Raw genomic sequence first — 16817 nt, forward strand, 5'->3', positions numbered from 1 at the left:
CCCATACTGCAGGCTCATATAATACCCTTTTGTGTCCTATTCGTTTGTTTCATGAAACTTATCATATTCTTCACTGTAATGGATTTTTAATTTCCCTATTAAATTTGCATCAATTTTTAAATTATTGTCTTTCAAATTGTTGTTTAATAGCTCTTTGATAATACTCATGATTACTTAATAACTCATCATGAGTTCCAAAACCTGTAATTCTACCACCTTCTAATACAATAATTTGATCAGCATTTATAATGGTAGACAACCTATGTGCTATTACAAAAGTTGTTTGTTTATGAATTAATGTATTTATTGCCTTTTGTACTTGTTTTTCTGAATCAGAATCGAGATTTGCTGTAGCCTCATCTAATAATAGAAAATCTGTACCACGCATTAAGGCTCTAGCTAATGCAATACGTTGTTTTTGTCCACCTGAAAGTTGATTACCTCTTTCTCCTACTTGCGTATTATAACCATCCGATAAACCGCCAATAAATTCATGTGCATTTGCAAATGTTGCAATTTCTATCAATTTATCATCTGTAACCTTTTCATTTTGTCCATATAAAATGTTATCTCTAATTGTACCTGAAAAAATTGGAGTATCTTGCGAAACATAACTGAATTTCTGTCTCCATTCTTCTACATGTATATTTTTATAAGATACATCATCTAATAAAATATCTCCGTTAGTTGGATCATAAAATCTTTCTATTAACGAAAATACCGTACTTTTTCCAGAACCACTTGGTCCAACTAGTGCTGTTAACGTTCCTTTTTTAATTTTAAAAGAAATGTCTTCAATAACATTCTCTTTTTCATCATATTTAAAAGAAACATTTTTAAACTCTAATTGTGTTGGAGATCCAATACCTATTTTAGTAACAACTTGAACTTCCTCTTCTTCTTCTAAAATTTCAAATAATCTTTTCATAGATCCTTTTGCTTCTTGAAAACTTGTTAAAAAATGATTCATTTGTATAAAAGGAGACATAATTTGAAACAAATACAATAAAAATGCTACTAACTCACCAGAACTAATTAGACCTTGATCTACCCTCCAGGCACCAAAACCTATTACACCAATTAAAACAATAGTAGTAAATGTCCCTAAAACTGGAGTTAATATAGAATTAATTTTAGCCCTCTTTATTCCATTCATATAAAGAAAATCGAAATGTTTTTTTCCATTTTCCGCTTCTTTCAATTCAGTATTATAAGATTTTACAAGCTTAATTTCAGAAAGAGTCTGTGATAAATAAGCTGTCAACTGAGACATTTTATTTTGTTCTTGAAAAGAAAGATCATATACCTTCTCTCCCAAAGGAATTACAACAAAAAGAGTTATCGGTACTACTAAAATCAAAACCAATGTCATTGGAATATCTAAAGTAAATAATATAATTAAAGAGAGTACTAATGTTATACAACTCGTGATTAAATCAACAATTTCAGATGAAATAATATTTACTATTGCTGTTGTATCACTAGTTATTCTACTTACCATTTCACCAGATTTATTATCATTGTAATATTTTACAGGTAATTTTAATAACTTATCCCAGAGTTTATCACGCAAGTTTTTCACTATTTCTTCCCCAACTTTAGATAATAAATAAAGAGAAAAAGCTGAAAAAATTATTTCCAAAATTAACAAAATAGAAATTTGACTTATTAAACTAAAAGATATGCCTTTTGAAAGTTCATCCATTATATCTTTTATTAATAAAGGTATTATCAATGAAATTGCACTTGAAACAATAGATAATACTAATCCTGAGATAAAATGAATTTTAGAAGGGTTAGTTATCTTCCACATTTTCTTAATTGAAAAATTATTTTTCTCTTCCATATTCTAATTACTCCTTTATATCGATTAATTTAAATAGCTTTTTAATAGGGTGATACGATTTCAATAACCACAAAATACCATTTTATCATTATAAAGCGAAATATGGAACAAACACAAAAAATTAACTTCATATATTAATATTAGGGACATTCGTTTTATGTTTTTAAAAAGGGGTGATATAAATGGATAGCACCACCCACCCATCCATCAACTTAAGGATGGGTGGAATTCCCCACTTTATATGACACGAAACTGTTAATATGTATACTAACAAAAAAAGCCTATATCATGTAATATAGACGCTTTTTTATACAACTAGGTTTTTAATTAGATGTTGTATTGACTTTTATTTTTAAAAATCTCATCAACAGCTTTCTCATACCCACCTGACTTTCGGAAAGATTCCTTCATATTCAAAGCAGCTTCTTTAAATGATATATCACCTAACACAAAATCTACACTTTCACGTAGTTGACTCTCCACTAATCCTTGCATTTGTAATGTAACTCCTGCTCCGAGATTCTCAACTTGCCTTGCAATTACTGGCTGATCCGCACTTTGCGGAATTACAATTAGTGGCACCCCATTATAAAGTCCTTCATGTGTACTATTCATCCCACCGTGTGTAATAAATAATTTTGTATATGTAAGCACCTTAGTTTGTGGAACATAATTTTTCACAATGAAGTTTTTAGGAATCTCACCTAAATCACTTATTTTAGTCTTTTCACCGATAGACATAACAATAGTATAATCGGTATTCTCAAACGCTTTAAAACAAAGTTTATAGAAAGTAATGGCCTCGTTAAAAACCGTACCTAGTGAAATATAAATGGGACTTTCCCCTTCGATTGCAGTAAAATCGAAGTTTTCTTTTCTTAATTGTGTAGAAAGAGATGGTCCTACAAATTTATATGATTCATCAAAAGCTTCTCCAAAAGGTTGGAACTCCCTAGTTGTATAAACAATTGTAAGTGGTGCAGGATTACAGAAAATTTCATAAGGTGATTTAATTTCAACACCATATTTTTCTTTAATTCCTATCGTTAAGTTTTGATAATCATTTTTAATTTTTTCAATAGATTCCTCTGATATATTTTTCGAAAGATGTTCTAACATTCTTGTAAATGATTTTTCATCCTGCGCAAAAGATGTACATGAATTAATTGCTGGCAGCTTAAGAATTTGAGCAATTAGATGTCCACAGCCAAACATAGAATCGTGAATGATGTAATCAAAATGTTCTCCTTCAATTTGTTCAAGAACACTCGGTATAATAACATCTGCTGTATGTAAAAGACCATTTATTCTTTCTGGTAAATAATTTCGACCACCGGAAAGAAAAGCTTTTATAAACTTTTGGTCGTCAATTGTTCGTACAGTAGCCCCTGTTTTTTCAATACGCTCCCTGAAAGCTTCTATTGAAAAATAAACTACCTCTTCACCGCGGGAGATTAGTTCTTCTACAACTTTAATGGTTGGATTAATATGTCCTTCTGATCCAGCGTTAATGAATAAAACACGTGCCAATGTAAACACTCCTTAAGTTAAATGATTTCTATGTTGTCATTAGGAGTACAGACACTTTCCGTACTCCTATCTTTTATTCTCCTTCTAAATGGACCTAGCAAGCCTAAAACCAAGATCATCTATATGAAATGTAGGATGGCTACGGCGGCGACAAGTAGCACCGCACCCTCTCGCTCCTTCAGCCCAGCTACCACCCCGGAAAATTCGGTACGATCCATACACCTTTTCATCATACAAATCGTAACACCATTCCCAAACGTTCCCTAACATATCATATAATCCCCATGCATTCGGTTCTTTTCCCCCGACCTCATGAATATGTCCATCTGAATTTTCATTATACCAAGCAATCTCTTTAAGCTCTCCATATATGTATCCAGTAGTTCCTGCCTTACACGCATATTGCCACTCTGCTTCAGAAGGTAATCGGTAGCCATTGGAATCTAAATTACAACTAACAATTTGACCGCTATCACTAATAGAATAATACTCTTTTAATCCCGCTTTTTTTGAAAGTAAATTACAAAACACAATCGCATCATTCCATGAGATACTTACAACTGGTTTATTATTATCTTTGAATATATTTGGTGTATTATTCGTAATAGCATCATATAATTCCATCGTTACAGCATATTTTGCAAGAAGAAATGGTTTAACTTGAACTTTCCATTCTTTTTTTATTCGATCATCTCTTAATACTACCTCTCCTGTTGGAACTTTTACCATATAAGAATCAGTCGAGCGAATGATTTCATTCAATATTATCCCTCCATTCAAAATGGAACATAAATTAATGCTTTTAACGCACCAATTTATACTTACTGCACTTCCTTTAAGAATCGTTGAACCTCATTTGGTGTTTTTAAAATAATAACTCTTTTATCCTTATTTAATTGATCGAGTCTTTTTAAAATTGCAGGTCTTTTCGTCTTAGGATATTCCCATATCCATTTAAAAAATTGCAAGTCAAACCTTTCTTAACATCCAGCACCCATATCCGGTCTTGTTTTATTCCGATATTGCACAATTCTTTTAAAAGCACGATAAACACATATTGTTCTATGAATATCAAGAAAGATAATTGTATCCGCTGCGTTAATTCTTATGTCCATTGTCCCGCCATAATTCCCATCAATAATCCACTTTTCTTCTTTAATTAAGTCATTTTGAACTGTTCTTTGTTCCTCCCTCGGAACACCTACCCAATTCGGTTTCCAAAATAACGCATCAAGATGATACACCTGTATTTTTAGTTTATTTCCTAACTGCTTTGCTAATGTAGATTTTCCTGAACCACCAGAACCAATTAATATTATTTTTTTCATATTAGTAGGACTCTTTCTATAGATTCTTCAATAGCTTCTTTATTAGCAAAAATCCATAAAAACATCTCTTCATTTAACTTTAGTAAATCTTTTAACTGAACAAAATAAGTAATAAAAATAATTTGTATAGAAAGCATAACATACCATATAGACTGTATTTCCTCTCTTGTTAAAGGATTTTTCTTATTATATCCTTCAAAGATCTTTCCAACTATACGTAGCCATTTCCCTCTTAATATTTCATCAGTATATAACTCACTCAAAATGCTCGTACAACAATAGCATAAATCGAATACTCTAACGTTTTCTTCTAAAAGTTCAAAATCTATAAACCCTTGAAATTCATTCCCTTTAAAGATTACATTCGATAAGTGCATATCGCGATGAATAATTTGTTTTGGTAATGAGTGAACCGTTTCCTTGAAAGCTGTATGTATTTGACCCATTTTTTGAATTACATTCCGATGAACATGCTCATTCTTTTCTAAAATTGGTAAAGCCCATCTGTATACTACTTTATACAAATCTCTTTTTATTAACCCGCTTGTACTGTTCACTGAATCTAGTGCTTGATGTAGATTCGCTATTTCATCTCCAATAGTGCTCCCTAGCTTTATCAGCTTTTCTGTATCTTTTATTTCTAGCACACTTCCAGTAACATATTCGTACAAACAATAATAATTCTCTTTATAAAATATGTACCCTTCATCATTTCTCGTTTTTACTAATTTTTGTACTTTAATACCTTTCTCATCAAGCTGTTCTAATACATTTAATTCATTTAGAAGCTGCTTCATCGATCCCTTTCCCTTTAAAATATACACTTTATTATTACAATGAATTTTCGTTACGTTTGGTTGAATTTCAGTAGCTGCAACATCTTTATATTGAAACCAAAACTTTGCAATTTCTAATATATCCTCCATATACAAATACCCCTTTTAAAATTCACTTATTTCTTCCATAGCATAAACTCACCAAGCATTCCTACTCCAACACCAATTGTGTAAGCCACTAAATCACTCCATAAAAATCCGTACCCTAATACGAGTCCACCTAAAGTCGTTGCGCGAATGCTATCTATCCAAGTCTCATGGTACAATTGGCTAATTTCAATCCCGTAGCAAAATATCAAACTAATAAAAGCTAATTTCTTCGTTTCTATTTTAGAAAATAAAAATCCGAATCCAGTGAAAATCATTAATGCCCATAATGCATCACCTAAGTAGTCATTTAATAGATCAGGTAATGCAAAAGCAAACTTTCTGGAAATAAGACCTAAAATAACAACAACTATAGTAAACAGTGCATATAGTAATCTGTTTCGTTTCGTATTCATTTCAAAATCTCCTAATATATAATCTAAAACTGCAAATAGCTAGTAAAATATAATCATTTTACTAGCTATTTATGGTCGACTTCACTTTGTATTTAATCCAATAACTCTTGCTGCTTTTTCTTTGAAAATGATTGTAGTACTAAATCATACGACCAATCAATCATTTTATTAATTTGTTCTTGTTCTACACCCTTATGTATATAAACTGTATTCCAATGTTTTTTATTCATATGATATCCAGGAATAATTGTTTCCGGATAATCTTCTCTTATTCGCAAGGCAAGTTCTGGATCACATTTTAATGTAATCGCAGCTTTTTCACCTTCTTCATGATTCACTATCGCAAATATTTTATTATTGATCCTCATACATGTTGCACTCCAGCCATCTGGAGAATCTGCTGTCGCTTTTCTTTTCGATAAACAATATGCTTTTGTTGCATTCATTCTAATTGGCACCTCTTATTCTTTCACTATTTGATTACGATGCATCACAATTTGCTTCGTCGCTTGAAACTGCTGTTCCCCATAAAACTTTATTAGTTTCTCTCCGCAAAATAGACTAACAATATCAATATGAGATATCTCTTTCAGTAACATTGTTAGCATCTTCTCACCAATACCTTTATTTCTTACACTTTCATGTACGACAACATCTTCAATATACGCCCGAAAAACACCGTCAGTAACAACTCTAGCAAATCCAATTAATTCGTTTTCTTCCCATACTCCAATTGCTATACTATTCTTTAACATTTTTTCAATATCAATTACTTTTCTTTCTGGCCACCAGCCAACAGAATCGTAAAGTTTCTTTATTTTTTCTACACAGATTGGTTGTTCATGTTGTAATTTATACGTGTACATTCTCCATTCTCCTAGTAAACATAATATAATTATATTAAAGTCTTTTTTCTAAAAAATGTTGACTATATCCTTTAGGATGATCTTCAACGACCCCAAACTCTCGATAACCATGCTTTTTATAAAATTCTGGTGCTTGGAAACTAAATGAATCTAGTAAAATGAGTCTACATCCTTTTTCCTTCGCAATTTCTTCTATTGTATGTAACAATTGACTACCATAACCATCATGGCGAACTGATTCATCAACCCATAAAAAATCGATGTGTAGATGATAAAAATACATCATTCCTGTTACCCCACCAAAGATTTTCCCTTCCTCATCTTTCACTACGAAACTTACTTGTTCCATTGGCTGTTTTACTTCATCTGACAGCGCAGACATATTATATTGAATTACTTTATTTTTTATGTATTCGCCTTCAGTGCGAGTACCGTTCTCTATACGTTTCATATGTACTTCTTCCTTTCAATTCTTATAATATTTACATATTTTTATTTCTTCATTTTAATAGACTAATCCATACAAATCCACCATATGTAACAAAACATGAAAAACTAATTAACCCCGGCATTGATACATACCCTTTTCTTGCATAACTTATGACGGTATAACTAGCAATTAATGGAATAGATTTATATCTGTAACATAAGGGTATATGCCTATTTTTATTTTTAAAGGCTTTTTCCTTATACTTGCGTGTTAGCTAACTCATAAACTATATTGTGTAAGTTGGGTTAATGATAAGGATGGTGTAAAAATGAGTAAATTTAATAAAAAATTTCATATTCCATGCGAATGTTTTGGTCCCCCTTTACCTCCACCTGAAATTGGTCCAACGGGTCCAACAGGACCAACAGGACCGACAGGACCAACAGGACCAACAGGACCAACAGGACCGACAGGACCAACAGGACCAACAGGACCATCAGGAGGACCGTCAGGACCGACAGGAGCAACAGGACCAACAGGAGCAACAGGACCAACAGGACCAACAGGAGCAACAGGACCAACTGCAGTAGCGTGTTGCCCATGTACTAATGTTCTTGACAATCCTGGATTTGACGAACCACCATTAGTAACCGATCCAGTTCCTGGTTGGAATCAAATTGGGGATGTTGAAGAAGTAGGTGTTCCAAATGCTCATAGTGGTCGTATTCTTTCAAATGGGGCACTTAGTCTCTTAGCTGCGTCAATTGGACCAGGTGGAAGTATTAATCAATCAGTTGATGTTGACGAAGGTTGTTGTTTTACGTTTTCTTTTGCTGCGGATGTAAGGGATAATGCATTTCTTATAGCTTCTGTATCTTTTCCAGAACTTGGACATGGATGTCCTCCTCTCGCTACAACTCTCGGTACATTAAATATTCCACATATTATACCTGTTGGGAATCAACCGCAATCCCTTTTCCAACATTATACTCTTGTTGTGTGTATACCTGCTGGTGTGACTACAGCATGTGTTGCTTTCCAAAATATTGCTACAGGTGGGCAAGGCGCAACAGCTTTTGTTGACAATGTTGTATTTCAACCTACTGGTGGACCTTGTACTTCATGTTCACAAAATTTCTAATGTATTGAAGTACTTGAATCTTTTCGTTTTGCTGGCGGATCACAAAATCATTAAGGAGAGCCTTTGTGCTCTCTTTTTATGTTAGAAATCACCAGACACTCCCATATGCTGAGCACATTCCTTTATAGTCCCGATACATATGAGCGATTCACTTTTGTAAACGGTATACTCCTTTAGGTGCACTATTCCCCTCCCTGCTATTAAAATAACGTTTTTATTCAATTATCGGTTACAACGTTTGTTTGACTTGTCATCTTATATTCTTTATATAAGCACTTCAAAGCTTCTAGAATTGTTTCATCAACCTCTTTATTATCAAATCGATTAGGTAAATCTCTTCCCCCAATTACATAAAGAAACGGAAATTCATGAAACATCCCTATTATACCAATATTTATTGTAGCGGTGGATAAACCACCTGTCACATGCGCTAAATGATAATACGGTATCCCTTCATAATTACCTTGTTGCCTTACCATTCCACTAATAATGGGTTCCCATAATTCTGGTTCTGCTTTATACCCTTGAAAAATATGTACTAAAAGTGAAAGAACTTGATTTAACTCTCCGACATTTTGCTCATCTCTAGGGTTTTCCTGTATATGAATCTTTGAAAAGTACGTTAAAACATTTTCTCTGACAGTTTCCCATCCTCCGTAGTGCATTACAACCGAGTGAGCAATATAACTGTCGTGGCAAGCTATCATTACTTCAACCGCTTTACTAAGTGTTAATGTAGTTCTTCCTTGTAAATGAGGATATAACTGCACACTATCCTCATTTGGATTAAACTTAATGTGATGAAGTGTATCATTCCAATTAATTTGTTTGTCCTTTACCATCCTCGCTACTGCAAATCCAATTGCCACTTTTGCTGCTGATGCTAATGGAATATAAAGATTATTATTATAGGAGGCAACTATATTTTCATATTTTGTAGAGTAAACAGCTACTCCAACTTGACCAGATTGTATTTCTTTTATTTTTCGTATGACAGTTTCCATATTCATCCCTCTTTTTATATTGTTATATCACCCTCTGAAAATTCGAGATAAAATGTCAAAACCCTCCTTTGTTAAATTATATTGGTGAATACAAAAAAGATAGCATGAGATTTCTTCATACTATCTTTTGAAATATACACAATTTCTTTTTAAAATTATTTTTACAGTAATAGATACAGCTATTCTTCAGTAGGATTTTTAGGACCATTAAGCTCCAATTGATAAAAAGCTAAATCTAGCCATCGATTGAACTTATAACCGGCTTTTTTTATTGTCCCTGCATGAACAAATCCATAGTTTTGATGCAGGGCAATACTTTTCTCATTTTCTACGTCAATTCCAGCAATTAAGGTCATATATTCTCTTTCCTGTGCAATAGCTATTAGTTCTTTCATTAAAGACTTCCCAATTCCATTTTTTCTATATTCCTTATCAACGTATATGGAGTGTTCAATTGAATATTTATAGGCAGGCCACGCTCTAAATAGACCAAATGTTGCAAATCCCACTACTTTATTATCTAGTTCGTATACTAAAATTGGATAACCGTCAGTCTTTTTTTGTTCATACCAATCTATTCTATTTTCAAGGGTTACAGGTTTATAAGCATATACAGCTGTTGTATAAACTATCGCATCATTATAAATATCTAAAATACATGCTAAATCTTTTTTCGTTGCTTCCCTTATCATTGTTTTCTTCCTTTCATAATGGTTATCTTCTAAATGGTTTCATATTATCGGAATTTCTGATTCATTTCCACATACGAATACTAGCTTTTCGGAAACCATCAAATATATTTATTGCAGCAGACAGTGTGTAAATAAAAATTCCACCGCCGATTAACCACGTTTTAAATTCCTCTGGGGACATAGTAAACACATTTGCCACATACGTAATAAATCCTTCGTTAAATAAATGCGAATTTACTACAATTACAATGAATACTATTGTTCCAGCTACTTGAAGAATAGCATTCCCAATTGCCAACCTTTGCGTCCATTGTCCTTGTACTAATTTATAAAGTGATATACCTATTTCGAAAACGATCATAATTACAACGATTGGCCAGTACTGAAGTAAAACATCTTGATTGAAAGTTGGCGCGACAAAATTCAGTCCATTTTCAGTACCTTCATATACGCCTACAAGATGATTGGCATAAAAATAAAGCGTTGCCCATACTGCCGTCCACATCAGCCCTCCAAAAACTTCAAACTTTGAGATTGACTTTTTCTTTGGCACATACGAGATATTTTTCAAATCATCAGGCGTCCATTTTTTTAAACTTGTCGTCAACGGTTGGGTACCTTTGTCTTTATCTGTTCTTTCTAAAATAGCAAATACAAGGGTCAACCAGAAAAATACATGGAGGCCTACTTCGACAATTTCCCCAATGCCTTTACCTATCAATTGTAAAATAACATTTAATACTGCTTGATCACCAGTATAGCCAATAAAATTTTCTGCAACCATTGAAATAAGCGCAATAACAACCGCAATCGGTATAATCATTTTTAATAAAGTCATATACACATCAAAATAACGTGGTCCAATTAAATGCATCGGTCTATCCAAGTACCCATTAGCCAATGAGACTGGACTCCCTAATTTTTCAAGAACACTTTTTTCATCTTCTTCATTATAATCATCAGGTAACATATCCTCGATTGTTGACCGTAGTTCAAGTATAATATCTTCACGATTTTTTTCAGGTAATCTCTTCGCAACTTCCTCGACGTAGATATCAATCAAACTCATTCTTGTCCTCCTCCTTTAATAAGTTATAAAGTTCTTTCGAATCCTTTATCCATTCCTTTTTCAACTGCAAAAATATATCTAATCCATATTCACTTAAAACATAATATTTACGAGGTCTACTCTCAGTTTTATCCCAACTACTCGTCACTAGCTCCTGCTTTTCTAATCGGCGAAGTAGTGGATATAAAGTACTTTGATCTATCATGATTCCTGATTGCTCCAATAATTGGACAAGCGAATATCCATACTGCGGCGTTCTTAGTTGACTTAAAACCGCTAATGTCAATGTCCCTCTCCTTAGCTCAGTAATTAATGAATTTAATAAAGTATCCATTCATCCACCTCATTTCCATTACTATATGTCATACAGTATGTGTTTTATACTATGTATCGTACAGTATTAGTGTGACAAAAACAATGATTTTTCAAAAAATATACAATAAAAAGCACAAACGATATGATTTGTGCTTTTCTAGCTAACTTAAATGCCTATATAACACGCTTAACTTTGTACCTCTGGTAATATAAACTCTCCTTTTTCTTTTGGAAATGGGACAACATCTACAATTGCATCTACATTGATTACTCCGTATACATGCGGATATTTTTGACCGTTAGAAGCAAGTTCATATTTTATTTCTGCTTTTAACAGGGATGGATCAATTGTAAGTAATAAAACATCTTCTTCATGACTGAAATGTTTTTGAGCAACTTTTAAAGCTTGGTTTAATAATGAACAATGAATAAACCCCTCTTTTATAAGTGATTCTTCATTAATTTCTCCCGTTGTTTTCGCGATTTCCCAATTTCTTTTTGTTATTATTTTTGTAATCATAGCTATTCCCCCTTTTTAATATATGTAATGATATAATAATACTAAAATTTCCAACACATGATTAATAGATTGGAGACTTATAATGGATAAAAAATTAGAAGAGATAATTGTAAATTCCTTTTTTACTAAGCGACTTCAAAATAGGATCATGTTTGAACTTTCTTCAACTAAGAAACGTAAAGATGCCATAGGTCGCCTTTGCCATAATTACAGAACTACGCTACGTGAAGAATATATGATTGAAATTCCTAAACCTAATTCGTGTCCAATTGATATAGGTCGTCTGTTAAAAAAACATGGGGCCGATGATTCTTGCTACGCCATATCATGGGACACTAAAATCGATGGGAAAATACTCCCTTTGCCGGACGCATTAGAGGCTGCTGTTGGAATGGGAATGCCTTCTATTCTATACTCAATTACAAATCAAGTTGCGTATTTTGAAGCAGAACAAGAAACACTTCCATCACCAAGATTTATACTTAAACGCACATATTAAATCATATAACTCCAGTGAATTTTTTCTATATGCTTACGTTATTCAATTAAAATAGCATTTTATCGGGATGGAGATACATATAACTAATGAGTAAAAATCACACTGCACTACAAGCCATTATTATACATATGAATACAAATGAGAACTGGCATGATTTTATTTCTTACTGTCAGCAGCTCGAAGCAGAACTACGAAAATTAGCTTTTAAGCATTTAGATATATTTATTACAAATGCAAAGAAATGGGAATCCAAAGATCAACAAGAGTTTGCTATTACGCTTTTTACTATTTTAGATACATCCAACGAGAAAAATGAAGTATTAACTTTCCCGTTAAATTGTTTTCTAATAGACATTCTATATCAATGGTTAGAAAAGGATCCATCTGATTCAAGACCTTTTAAATGGATGGGACTTTATATGGGTTCCGGAAATACTGATGAGGATTTGGAACAACTTCTCCAAAAAACCATTGAATTAGGTGGCGATACCGAACAAGAGGCAATGATACATCTTGTTTCTTACTATATAAATAGCTTAGAGTTTTGTACGCATGAATTTCCATCAGGTTATTGCGGAGATTTAAACGAATGTAAAGAAAAACTTCCCTATATGATTCAATTAATTGAGAGAATTCAGGATGAGAACATAAAAGAACAAATATTGTGGCAAATACAAGAGCAACTAGACTTAATTCTAGATTGGTTAAAGAATGCACAAAATCCGGTAGATGCTGTTCGTCTATGGGAAAAAGAACAGACTAAGGAATTAGAGAGGATGATAGTATATTATTTAAATAACAGCTTTGATCGCTAATTCATATACCATTTAAATATAAAAAAGAGAATTTTCATGAACTATTAGAAAATCCTCTTTTTTATTTATTTTATCCCTTAATTAACGGAGATATTTCCCCACTATAGAAAATCCATAAATCATGAAGTGATCTCGTACATCCGACATACAATAATTTCGCATCATGTTTTGTATTTTTGTAATGTTCTTCATCAACGTCGATTAGAAGTACGGCATCAAATTCTAACCCTTTCGCCAAGTATACTGGTACTACCGAAATACCACCTTCATACTTACTTTGATCTGCTTCAATGACGTTAACAGACAATCCAGCATTTGTTAACTTCTCATATATATCACGGCATTCATCGTCTGTTCTTCCTATTACCGCGATTGTTTTCACATCTTCATTTTGTAGATGTTCTAATGTCTTCACAATTTCAGTAAATTGGTCCTCTCCCCGAATTACTTTCACGTCTTCACCACTACGGAAAACTGGTGTTGCGAGTCCTACTGGAATCTCTGCATTTTTAATTATTTCATTCGCGAATTCAATAATTTCTTTTGTAGAACGGTAACTTCTCGTCAGTTCATAATAACCTGTTTCTTGGAATACTTCCTTAAAAGCATTCCAGTCTTCAATTCCTTGATAATCATAAATCGCTTGAGATAAATCACCTAATATAGTGAAAGAATTACCTAGTGTAATTTCTTTTAATACATAAACTTGGAAAGGCGAGAAATCCTGAGCTTCATCAATAACGACGTGATGGAACTTCTGTCCGATTTCAATTCCTGTTATGCGATGATGTATGTAAATTAAAGCTGGTAAGTCTTCTACATATACTTCTTTTTTACGAGAATTCTTTTCTGTTTCTTGAACAAGCTCTTCAGGTAATACTTCGAGTATTTCTTTACTCTTCAACATTGAACTATACAGTGAAAGTGGGCTCATTTTCGGCCAAAAATTCATATATGTGCTCAATCTCTTTGTCGCTTCTTTTTTTAGTAACTTTTTCTCGTTTGTTTCTCCAAACTTTTTCAGTTCAATTTCAATCCAGCGCTTCATTCTGCCGACTAAACGTTCTCGTCTTTTCTTTAATGGATAGTGTTTATATTCAACCTGCATCCATTTTTTAACGTCTTCCACTGGAATAACTGCTTTATCCCATGCCTCAAAATCTTTTGTCGGTACTAATTCTTTTTCAAATTGAATCATTCTTTCTTCAATAAACGACTTGAATTCCAGCGTGCCTTTTAATTTACCGAGCATAACTTTTTTTTCATCGCGATTAATTGAAAAAGCTTCTTTCATTTTTTCTTCTGTCTGCTTCAGTTTCACCGAACCATCTAACGTACGTAATGCCCAATCTGGAAACGTTGTTTGACTAATATTTCCTACCCCTAACTCAGGAAGTACACTCGAAATATAATCTAAAAACAAACTGTTTGGAGCGAATACGATCATTCTCTCCGCTTCAAGTTGTTCACGATATTCATAAATTAAAAAAGCAAGGCGATGTAAAGCGATTGTTGTTTTTCCGCTCCCTGCAACCCCTTGAATTAATAATGGTAAGTTTCTTTCCGCACGAATAATATCATTTTGCTCCGATTGTATAGTCGAAACGATATCTTTCAATTTATTATCTTTATTCTCACCTAATCGATATAGAAGAAAATCATCAGCATGCGAGACATCTTCATTTCCTTTTACATATGTATCAACAACACGTTCTAGTTCTCTTTTTCGAATGGAAATGTTTCGCTTTAAATAAACATCGCCTTCTACTAATCCGTCTGGTGAATGATAAAATGCTAATTCATCACCACCGGTAAATGAATAAAACATACTCGCGACAGGTGCTCGCCAATCAATTACAATTGGTTTCATCATATCTTTATCTGAAACACCTACTTTACCGATGTAAATCGGCATTACGTCTTCCTTGCCATCCTCCTGAAAATCTAACCTTCCAAAGTACGGCTCATGTACACCAATACGTAAGCTTTGTCTATTAGACTCCCTCATACTTTCAAGAATTTGCTCTTTAAAATCTTCTCCATAATAAACCGGAATTTTTTCAAGCTGTTCTAATTGATCATCCATCGTACTTAAAGTATCTTTCATTTTTTGTAACTCTGCGTCAAAAATGTTGTTCATTTGATGATTCCCTCCTGTCCGTTCCAATTTTTTTAGTCAAGACATAATTGTATTAAAAATCCATCCATAAAGTCAATAGTTCAAGTAAGAATTTTCCGAAATAAAGAAAAATATAAAAAACCATGCCTCTTTATCTAAGATTTTAAAGTATCCTCAAAACAAATTTTTTCTCTATATTTATTTATGAGAATTACATTCATTTTTTTATTTTGGGGACCAATCAATTTTTCACTTACATGCAGGAATTACATACTTACCAAATAAGTCTAAAGATGAAAGTACTTTATGATGTTCTAATCCACCAAAATTCATTACTGCCATAAAATTCGTAACACCTATTTCACTGTAAGACTGAATTTGTTGAATAACTTCATCAGGACTTCCTATTATTGGATTGAATTTATGTTTAAGGTCTTCATATGAAATATTAGTCCCACGTGGAGTATTCATAAATAGTTGATAAGGGCCTTTTGCATCTGATTCAGCATCTGCAGATGTTTCACCAACATGAACATGAAATGCAATAGGGATTTCCAATTCTTCTGGATTACCGTATCCTGACTTTAGATACGTATTCTTGTAAGTATCAATCAGCTTTGCTAATTCATCTCGTGATTTACTAAACCCAAGCCCCATGAAATTGTTTCCCATACTAGCAACATGATTAACACCTTTTTCACTAGAGGTTGCAATCCAATGAGGCGGAAACGGAGCTTGTGTTGGCTGAACATTAAGCCTAAGGTCTTTGTATTGAAAAAAGTTCCCTTGATGAGAAAAAATCTTGCCTGACCATGCCTTACGTAGCACTTCTAGAGACTCGTTAAAACGCTCAGTTTTTTCCTCCAATGAAATATTATAACCATCAAATTCCTTCTGTGCATATCCACTACCTAACCCAAAATCTAATCTTCCGTTTGATAAAAGATCAACCATCGCATAATCTTCAGCAACTCGTATAGGGTTGTGTAATGGAAGTACTGAAACACCCACACCAAGACGAATTCTATTCGTCCTTTGAGATACCGCAGCGAGCAGAACTGCTGGAGAGGGATTAATACCAAAATCTGAGAAATGATGTTCTGCAAACCATACCCCATCAAAGTTCATTTCTTCAGCCCGAACGGCTTGCTCCAATACCTCATTATAGAATTGTTTAGGAGTTCGGGATAATTGATTGGGGTAATTATCAAATATTGTCAATGTACTGAATTTCATTTAATATCGCTCCTGATAATTTTATTTAGTTTCTTCCCTTCATAGATTGCTTACAAACAATCTAGATG

Annotated in this window: 18 protein-coding genes and 1 pseudogene; 3 read left to right on the top strand and 16 right to left on the bottom strand. The window is 33.1% G+C overall.

The annotated features are described in order from the left end of the window. Nucleotides 1–121: 121 nt before the first annotated feature. The 9 genes and pseudogenes from EXW56_RS13195 to EXW56_RS13235 form a co-directional block, all read right to left on the bottom strand. Complete coding sequence (locus EXW56_RS13195) at nucleotides 122–1846, bottom strand: ABC transporter ATP-binding protein (RefSeq protein ID WP_016105070.1); 1725 nt, start codon at nucleotides 1844–1846, stop codon at nucleotides 122–124. Between the two features lie 327 nt (nucleotides 1847–2173). Further along, nucleotides 2174–3376 (bottom strand): macrolide family glycosyltransferase, encoded by a 1203-nt coding sequence (locus EXW56_RS13200; RefSeq protein WP_215596623.1) that lies wholly within the window; start codon nucleotides 3374–3376, stop codon nucleotides 2174–2176. An 84-nt stretch (nucleotides 3377–3460) separates the two neighbouring features. Further along, nucleotides 3461–4105: a formylglycine-generating enzyme family protein gene (locus EXW56_RS13205; RefSeq protein ID WP_165497471.1), complete on the bottom strand. Its 645-nt coding sequence runs from the start codon at nucleotides 4103–4105 to the stop codon at nucleotides 3461–3463. Between the two features lie 92 nt (nucleotides 4106–4197). Next, nucleotides 4198–4704: pseudogene (locus tag EXW56_RS13210) on the bottom strand (DNA topology modulation protein). Then, a complete protein-coding gene (locus tag EXW56_RS13215; RefSeq protein WP_215596624.1) occupies nucleotides 4701–5630 on the bottom strand; it encodes a phosphotransferase enzyme family protein in 930 nt (309 codons plus the stop codon). Before EXW56_RS13215 ends, EXW56_RS13210 begins: the two are co-directional and overlap by 4 nt. A 26-nt stretch (nucleotides 5631–5656) precedes the next feature. Beyond that, nucleotides 5657–6043: a ribosomal maturation YjgA family protein gene (locus EXW56_RS13220; protein WP_098988635.1), complete on the bottom strand. Its 387-nt coding sequence runs from the start codon at nucleotides 6041–6043 to the stop codon at nucleotides 5657–5659. 92 nt (nucleotides 6044–6135) lie between these two features. Then, complete coding sequence (locus tag EXW56_RS13225) at nucleotides 6136–6489, bottom strand: MmcQ/YjbR family DNA-binding protein (protein WP_215556944.1); 354 nt, start codon at nucleotides 6487–6489, stop codon at nucleotides 6136–6138. Between the two features lie 15 nt (nucleotides 6490–6504). Next, nucleotides 6505–6909 carry a GNAT family N-acetyltransferase gene (locus tag EXW56_RS13230; RefSeq protein WP_016105075.1) on the bottom strand — a complete coding sequence of 135 codons (405 nt, stop codon included), beginning with the start codon at nucleotides 6907–6909 and terminating at the stop codon, nucleotides 6505–6507. Nucleotides 6910–6943: 34 nt separating this feature from the next. Further along, a complete protein-coding gene (locus EXW56_RS13235) occupies nucleotides 6944–7360 on the bottom strand; it encodes a GNAT family N-acetyltransferase (RefSeq protein ID WP_215556945.1) in 417 nt (138 codons plus the stop codon). Nucleotides 7361–7667: 307 nt separating this feature from the next. Here EXW56_RS13235 and EXW56_RS13240 point away from each other — a divergent pair, with 307 nt between their 5' ends. Next, nucleotides 7668–8480, top strand: a complete 813-nt coding sequence (locus EXW56_RS13240; protein ID WP_215596625.1) for a collagen-like protein — start codon at nucleotides 7668–7670, stop codon at nucleotides 8478–8480. Nucleotides 8481–8698: 218 nt separating this feature from the next. On the opposite strand, the gene EXW56_RS13245 is transcribed toward EXW56_RS13240, so the two are convergent. From EXW56_RS13245 to EXW56_RS13265, 5 genes are all read right to left on the bottom strand, one after another. Then, nucleotides 8699–9484 carry a serine hydrolase gene (locus tag EXW56_RS13245; protein WP_215556947.1) on the bottom strand — a complete coding sequence of 262 codons (786 nt, stop codon included), beginning with the start codon at nucleotides 9482–9484 and terminating at the stop codon, nucleotides 8699–8701. A 179-nt stretch (nucleotides 9485–9663) separates the two neighbouring features. Further along, nucleotides 9664–10176: a GNAT family N-acetyltransferase gene (locus EXW56_RS13250; protein ID WP_215596626.1), complete on the bottom strand. Its 513-nt coding sequence runs from the start codon at nucleotides 10174–10176 to the stop codon at nucleotides 9664–9666. A gap of 61 nt (nucleotides 10177–10237) precedes the next feature. Further along, nucleotides 10238–11245: an HAAS signaling domain-containing protein gene (locus EXW56_RS13255; protein ID WP_215556949.1), complete on the bottom strand. Its 1008-nt coding sequence runs from the start codon at nucleotides 11243–11245 to the stop codon at nucleotides 10238–10240. Then, nucleotides 11232–11579 carry a PadR family transcriptional regulator gene (locus EXW56_RS13260; protein WP_002110296.1) on the bottom strand — a complete coding sequence of 116 codons (348 nt, stop codon included), beginning with the start codon at nucleotides 11577–11579 and terminating at the stop codon, nucleotides 11232–11234. Before EXW56_RS13260 ends, EXW56_RS13255 begins: the two co-directional genes overlap by 14 nt. Before the next feature lie 168 nt (nucleotides 11580–11747). Then, nucleotides 11748–12080, bottom strand: coding sequence for a DUF952 domain-containing protein (locus EXW56_RS13265; protein ID WP_199659543.1), 333 nt, complete (start codon nucleotides 12078–12080; stop codon nucleotides 11748–11750). A gap of 82 nt (nucleotides 12081–12162) precedes the next feature. Between EXW56_RS13265 and EXW56_RS13270 the strand changes: the two genes are divergently transcribed. Together EXW56_RS13270 and EXW56_RS13275 are read left to right on the top strand one after the other, a co-directional pair. Then, nucleotides 12163–12579, top strand: a complete 417-nt coding sequence (locus tag EXW56_RS13270; RefSeq protein WP_215556950.1) for a hypothetical protein — start codon at nucleotides 12163–12165, stop codon at nucleotides 12577–12579. Nucleotides 12580–12665: 86 nt separating this feature from the next. Beyond that, nucleotides 12666–13394, top strand: coding sequence for a hypothetical protein (locus tag EXW56_RS13275; RefSeq protein ID WP_215556951.1), 729 nt, complete (start codon nucleotides 12666–12668; stop codon nucleotides 13392–13394). A 70-nt stretch (nucleotides 13395–13464) separates the two neighbouring features. On the opposite strand, the gene EXW56_RS13280 is transcribed toward EXW56_RS13275, so the two are convergent. Continuing rightward, entirely contained in the window at nucleotides 13465–15534 is a 2070-nt protein-coding gene (locus EXW56_RS13280) for a HelD family protein (protein WP_215596627.1), read from the bottom strand. Nucleotides 15535–15762: 228 nt separating this feature from the next. Next, entirely contained in the window at nucleotides 15763–16749 is a 987-nt protein-coding gene (locus EXW56_RS13285; RefSeq protein ID WP_215556953.1) for an LLM class flavin-dependent oxidoreductase, read from the bottom strand. Nucleotides 16750–16817: the final 68 nt, after the last annotated feature.

Source organism: Bacillus mycoides (genome assembly GCF_018742245.1).
Classification (GTDB): Bacteria; Bacillota; Bacilli; order Bacillales; family Bacillaceae_G; genus Bacillus_A; species Bacillus_A cereus_U.

Excerpts from the sequence above, each read along its gene's own strand:
- EXW56_RS13195 (WP_016105070.1), bottom strand. The coding sequence starts at position 1,846 with ATGGAAGAGAAAAATAATTTTTCAATTAAGAAAATGTGGAAGATAACT.
- EXW56_RS13205 (WP_165497471.1), bottom strand. The coding sequence starts at position 4,105 with ATGGTAAAAGTTCCAACAGGAGAGGTAGTATTAAGAGATGATCGAATA.
- EXW56_RS13215 (WP_215596624.1), bottom strand. The coding sequence starts at position 5,630 with ATGGAGGATATATTAGAAATTGCAAAGTTTTGGTTTCAATATAAAGAT.
- EXW56_RS13220 (WP_098988635.1), bottom strand. The coding sequence starts at position 6,043 with ATGAATACGAAACGAAACAGATTACTATATGCACTGTTTACTATAGTT.
- EXW56_RS13225 (WP_215556944.1), bottom strand. The coding sequence starts at position 6,489 with ATGAATGCAACAAAAGCATATTGTTTATCGAAAAGAAAAGCGACAGCA.
- EXW56_RS13230 (WP_016105075.1), bottom strand. The coding sequence starts at position 6,909 with ATGTACACGTATAAATTACAACATGAACAACCAATCTGTGTAGAAAAA.
- EXW56_RS13235 (WP_215556945.1), bottom strand. The coding sequence starts at position 7,360 with ATGAAACGTATAGAGAACGGTACTCGCACTGAAGGCGAATACATAAAA.
- EXW56_RS13240 (WP_215596625.1), top strand. The coding sequence starts at position 7,668 with ATGAGTAAATTTAATAAAAAATTTCATATTCCATGCGAATGTTTTGGT.
- EXW56_RS13245 (WP_215556947.1), bottom strand. The coding sequence starts at position 9,484 with ATGGAAACTGTCATACGAAAAATAAAAGAAATACAATCTGGTCAAGTT.
- EXW56_RS13250 (WP_215596626.1), bottom strand. The coding sequence starts at position 10,176 with ATGATAAGGGAAGCAACGAAAAAAGATTTAGCATGTATTTTAGATATT.
- EXW56_RS13255 (WP_215556949.1), bottom strand. The coding sequence starts at position 11,245 with ATGAGTTTGATTGATATCTACGTCGAGGAAGTTGCGAAGAGATTACCT.
- EXW56_RS13260 (WP_002110296.1), bottom strand. The coding sequence starts at position 11,579 with ATGGATACTTTATTAAATTCATTAATTACTGAGCTAAGGAGAGGGACA.
- EXW56_RS13265 (WP_199659543.1), bottom strand. The coding sequence starts at position 12,080 with ATGATTACAAAAATAATAACAAAAAGAAATTGGGAAATCGCGAAAACA.
- EXW56_RS13270 (WP_215556950.1), top strand. The coding sequence starts at position 12,163 with ATGGATAAAAAATTAGAAGAGATAATTGTAAATTCCTTTTTTACTAAG.
- EXW56_RS13275 (WP_215556951.1), top strand. The coding sequence starts at position 12,666 with ATGAGTAAAAATCACACTGCACTACAAGCCATTATTATACATATGAAT.
- EXW56_RS13280 (WP_215596627.1), bottom strand. The coding sequence starts at position 15,534 with ATGAACAACATTTTTGACGCAGAGTTACAAAAAATGAAAGATACTTTA.
- EXW56_RS13285 (WP_215556953.1), bottom strand. The coding sequence starts at position 16,749 with ATGAAATTCAGTACATTGACAATATTTGATAATTACCCCAATCAATTA.